Origin of the sequence: Marivirga lumbricoides (genome assembly GCF_014636295.1) — a bacterium.
Classification (GTDB): Bacteria; Bacteroidota; Bacteroidia; order Cytophagales; family Cyclobacteriaceae; genus Marivirga; species Marivirga lumbricoides.
Map to the genome: position 1 here is coordinate 1 of NZ_BMEC01000035.1, position 5,083 is coordinate 5,083.

Here is a 5,083-nt window from a genome sequence, read left to right on the forward strand (position 1 = left end):
AGCTTGGTTATTTGATCATAATTATCAAAATAAGGGTTGCCATCTGTCTCAAAATCAGTAGGATAGTCATCCTCCCTTACCGCAAAGGTGGTACGCACATTGCCTAAATGGTCTTTTAGGTGGTACTCGTAGTCCTTTAAGCACATTTTTAGCACTTTTCCGCTTTTTTCCAAGGCGCCCCCTGTCAAAAACACGGTTTTTTCTATGCCTGCCCCTCTTGGTTGATATGGTATTTTTAAACAGCCCAATGCGCTTTCAATATACTAATTTTACTTGATATTCATAATGGGGATGGTCGCAGTTATAAGGTGTTCAGCACATGCATTCAGTCAGGCAGGGCAATAAAACCCGCCAAGCTGCTTACCCTCTTTCATCCCTTAAGCTTGTCATGTTTTTTGCTTCCTGTTCCCTAACAGCACTTCCTTAAAATGCATAAGCTTCACCATGTGTCTGGCTCGCTGCGTTTTGCTCGGCAGCCCTATTTCCTGCGTCATACCGCTTTCTCACGGCTCGCGTACTTCGCGATTGGATAACTGCGGTTGTGTTTGCCTAACGCCCTTCGGTTGTTTCATTTTTATGAGCGATGCAAAAAACTAGTGTTGATTTTTTGGCTGCTTTTTACATCGTTCATAAAAACGTTAGTTCTTTTTCTTTCTAAAGAATAGGTCTTGATTTTCCAATACGAAGTAATACATACCTACCGTAGTAAAGAACCATAAAAGATAACTTTCAAAGTTTGTTGATTCTCTGACGAAGATTTCTCTGTAAAGCCAGTACCAAGTATATATATTGAACGCTATTACATACATCCGCTTGACAAACAGATTTAATATGGATTTTACTTTTTTATAAGCTTTATCATACTCCTCTTTAAAGTCTTTTTTCATAAGTCCTTACTCAATTTTAACACAAAGAACAGTCGTTTTTTTGAAGGATAAAAGCTTTGGACGTGCGCGGGATTTGTGGGGCATTTATTCTTCAAAAAAATGATCCAAGCGAACTGCCACCCTCCATTAAATGTAAAACTGCCCACAGAGCGCGGAAGGATTCTACCCACTAAAGATTTGGTGATGATTGCTTAAAACTACTTAGATTACAATTACCTACACTGTTTGCTATGCGGGCCCTTGCGGGTACCACCAGCCAGCCTGCCAAGAGGAGTGTGAGGAACGAGCATGATTGGCAGTGTCTGGCGGTGGTCGCAGGCCCGCCCAACTCTGGCTGTGGTTTTGTTTTTTTGCCATAGTCCCGCCAGGGGATTAACTCATCAAAAAAATAAAAGGGAACAGACGTGAGGAGCAGCACAGCGAGGCAAACGGAGTAAAAAGCAAGGGCGAGGAACGAGCTTGTTATTACCCTTGCTTTTTACAGAGTGAAGCCCGAGCGAGCAGCGCACGAACACCGCTTTTCCGCTACCAGCCATAAGCTGGGAGCGTACCCCGACCAGCAGGCGGGGTAAACTTTTGGAAGGGGATTTGGGATTGTAAGACTGCTTGCTTTATGCACTTTCTTTTGTTACTCTTGACCTGATCGCTTCCGCAACAAGGTTGTTAAGCGAGGTTTTTGTCTCCATAGCCAAAAGAGCGGCTTTTTGATGTAAAGTCGCTGGTATACGTACATTAAAGCTTCCTTTAAACGGCTTTTCAGGTGCTTTTCCAGCTGCTTTGCAATCGGCTAAATAAACATCAATAGCCTCCTTAAAATCAACTTCTAATGATTTGCCCGTTTCTCCTTCATAAGAGATCAGCCCTTTTAACCCAAGTACTTTTCCATAGAGTAAATTATCTTCCTGACTGTACTCTATACTTCCTGTATAACCTTTATATTCAAGATATTTCATAGCCCTAATATTTCTTTTACTTGTTTCATTTGGTATTTCTTCATGATGCCACTTGGATGTGGTTTATGAAGCATAACAGGAACCCCTTCACTATTCTCGAACTTTACTCTTGAACCTGAGGTCTTTCCTATCTTCACTTCTTCAAAACCAAAATATCCAAGTAATTTAACCATCTCATCATAATGAAAATCAGCTGGCATACTTAAAAACCTGTCAATTAATTTCTGCTTTTTAGACATAACTCAAAGTAACTATATTTAGTTGCAATCTGCAAATTTAATTTCCTCACCCCAGCGGATGGAACTTGTCTACTGCCACTTTCAAGCCTTCCATATCGTTCTGTAAATAGGCTTCTGTGCTGAAGATGCGCCTGTGGCCTGCCATGTACTGCACTTCCCTGATGTTGTATTGTTTCAGCCATAAAGTGATCACACTTGCCCTGAGCTGGTGGGCGCTTTGCAATAAGGGTTGCTGCTTCCGTAACCGCTTAACAATCCTAATATGCATTTCCCTGTAATGCTTGTAGCCTGTTATAAGCAGTAAATCGCTGTCCTGTTTGCCAAAGCTTTCCTGTAGCTCTTTCCTGGTCTGGTTAATATAACGATCCAGCATAATAATCTGCCCTGCCTGTAGTGCCAGTGTTCTTTCGTTATAAGTCCTGCCCCTTCTGATGCTTACTTTCCCGTTCAACACATCCACATCTTTTACTTGTAATGCCGACAACGTAGTGACTTCCAGCCCCTGGTACACCATCAATCCTACTGCTATTTTATTTCTTATCGCTGATGCCCTTGCCGTGGGTTTGGTGTTCCTTAAATGAAGGTCGTAGTCTGTATAGAGTGCTTCCAGTTGTTCCCTATTGAGGTTCGGGTACAGCTTCTTTGCCTGCTTGCTTTTGATGTTTAAATAGCCTGCAGGGTTGGTGGGGTGATTCTCAGGATCTGACTGGTGAAGGGATTCAAAATAATGGGCAATAGCGATCATATAGCTCTGTACTGTACGCTGGCTAATCCCTCTTTTTTTCAGGTGGCTAACATAATCCATTAGCTCGCTGTATTTGATAAAACAGGGTTCCAGGTGCCTGGATGCTGCCCATTCCAGAAAGATGTCATTGATTGCTTTGTAGCTTTCTATGGTACTCTTTGAGCATCCTTTTTTCTTCAGGTAATTGATGAGTTCTTCCATTTTAGCTGTAAAATTTTTCCATGATGTGGGTATATACCTGCGTGCTTTCAAGGCTGTCATGCCCTAAAAACTGTGATACTTTTTCTATTTCCATGCCCTGGTACAACAGGTGCGTGGCGATGCTATGACGCAATACATGCAGGTGGACGGGTTGGAAAATAGTAATTGGGGATTGGTCATTCGGAAAAGGGTCATTGGTTGATTGATGATTGGTAATTAGTAGTTTGTCATTAGGATTTGAGTTATTGGGCATTTGTTCATTGACCAGCTTCACCAGTGCTTTCAGCCTTCTGTTCAGGGTGTTGCCACATACACGTCCTCTCTTTCCCAATAAAAAGGCATCTTCTTTACTGTTTGGGTTGAGCAGCCTTGGCCTGCCTTCATAGCAATAGTTTTCCAGGTGCCTTGCGGTCTGTTTGCCAAAAGGAACATACCTTGCTTTACTGCCTTTGCCTTTTCTTACGGCCACCAATCTGTTGTCAAAATCTATGTCGCCTATATTCAAAGCGGTGCCTTCACTCCTTCTTAGCCCGCAATCATAGTACAAGGCCAAAAATGCTTTGTCTCTTAAGGCTTCCACTGGCCTGGTATCTTCTTCCATTCCGGCAGCCTCATAAAGGGCTTTCACCTGGGCGATGCTCAGCGGGATTACTTCTTTGGGGTTAGGCGTTTCATGCGGGATGCTTAAGGCGGGGATTTCCATCCGTGCCTGTTTCCGAAGATATTCCAGCAGCCTTTCCAGTGCGTTCAGGTGGGTATTTAAATAGTTGTTGGACAGGCCACCGCCCTGCCTTTGGTTGGCTCTTTGGCTCAGCTCCCTGTAATGGCTTTTGATTATAGGAATATCGATCTGGCTCACCTGCTGCTTTCCTTTGGATTCCATGTAATACAGCAACTCTCTTACATACACAGGAAAAGACTTTACCGTGGTAGGTGCATAGCCCAGCACGTCCAGCCACTCTCCAAAGCTTTGTTCCAAATACCTGAAGGAGGCGCTTTTTAGTGGAAGTTTCTTCATAGATTGTTATTTTTTTTGATTGAATGAATTTTGCTTCGGTTGGTGTTTTCAGAACTTTTGAACTTTGCCTGTAACTTGTTGTAGTTCTTTGCTTTTAGTGGTTCATTGTGGTTTTGAACTGGTGGTGAACCACTTTGGACTTTGTACTTATTTCGTCCTGCTTTCTCTCTTATTCTCTGCTTCTCTTTCTTTCCTTTATTGAGGTGCTCTGTCCTATAACATGCACCGTGTAGTATCTAAGGGCGACTTTTACTTTTGCTTCTTTGCTCCTTCTAAATTGCTCATAATCTTGTCCAGTATCCCTGTAATGCCGTTTTTGAGTTGCTCGTATTCGTCCAGCTCGGTAATCCTGTATTCGTGCGGTTTTCCCTTCTCTCCGGCCACTTTTTCCACGTAGTCATATTCCTGTAATTGCACCATATACCGCTTCTGGTTACTGGGGTTGATCCGTAAAAACTGCCTTACTTCTTTGTTGGTAAATGTGGTCTTCCCTTCCATTTTCAGCCATGCTTTCAGCCACTCTAAATATTTCCTTCCTGCATCGTTCAAGGGATCTGATTTCCTGATCAGTACTTCCTTCATCAGTTGGTTGGCTTCCTCTACATCTTCCAGTGTGGTATTGATATACACTTCTCCTGTTTCCTTGTCTGTTTCTTCTTCCCTTTGGTACTGGTGGTAAAAGGTCACGGCTTCAATGAAGGCTAAATAATGCGCATTGCTCCTCCTGGGCTTAAATACTTCATCAGGGATTTTTAATTGTTCTGCATAGGGGTTCCTAATGCTCACTGGCTTTAGCACCCTTTGAGTATTCTTGAGTAATTCTGCTATTTTGTGTTCTTCACTGCTATCTATTTTGCCTGCTGAGAGCTTCCGCTGGTAGCTCATGATCTTTTGATCCTGCTCTTTGCTTTCATCTATATGGATCAGGAAGGAACGGTTGGCATTATCCTCATAAAGACTTTCTTTCGTAGTGCAGCCTGCCACGCAAACTGGACCTTCTACAGTTAAAGTGACTGTCCTTGTCTCTCCTTTGGTATTCT

General features: G+C 42.8%; 4 protein-coding genes and 1 pseudogene. All 5 read right to left on the reverse strand.

All coding sequences use genetic code 11. The features are described from left to right. Positions 1–1,498: 1,498 nt before the first annotated feature. Positions 1,499–1,840: a type II toxin-antitoxin system HicB family antitoxin gene (locus IEV85_RS24555; RefSeq protein WP_188467917.1), complete on the reverse strand. Its 342-nt coding sequence runs from the start codon at positions 1,838–1,840 to the stop codon at positions 1,499–1,501. Then, entirely contained in the window at positions 1,837–2,079 is a 243-nt protein-coding gene (locus IEV85_RS24560) for a type II toxin-antitoxin system HicA family toxin (protein ID WP_188467918.1), read from the reverse strand. The genes IEV85_RS24555 and IEV85_RS24560 overlap by 4 nt, the downstream gene beginning before the upstream one ends. Before the next feature lie 46 nt (positions 2,080–2,125). Further along, positions 2,126–3,085, reverse strand: a complete 960-nt coding sequence (locus IEV85_RS24565) for a tyrosine-type recombinase/integrase (RefSeq protein WP_229712733.1) — start codon at positions 3,083–3,085, stop codon at positions 2,126–2,128. Continuing rightward, positions 3,027–4,043, reverse strand: coding sequence for a tyrosine-type recombinase/integrase (locus tag IEV85_RS24570; protein WP_188467920.1), 1,017 nt, complete (start codon positions 4,041–4,043; stop codon positions 3,027–3,029). Before IEV85_RS24570 ends, IEV85_RS24565 begins: the two co-directional genes overlap by 59 nt. Positions 4,044–4,292: 249 nt before the next feature. After that, a pseudogene (locus IEV85_RS24575) lies at positions 4,293–5,083 on the reverse strand (hypothetical protein); the annotation flags it as partial.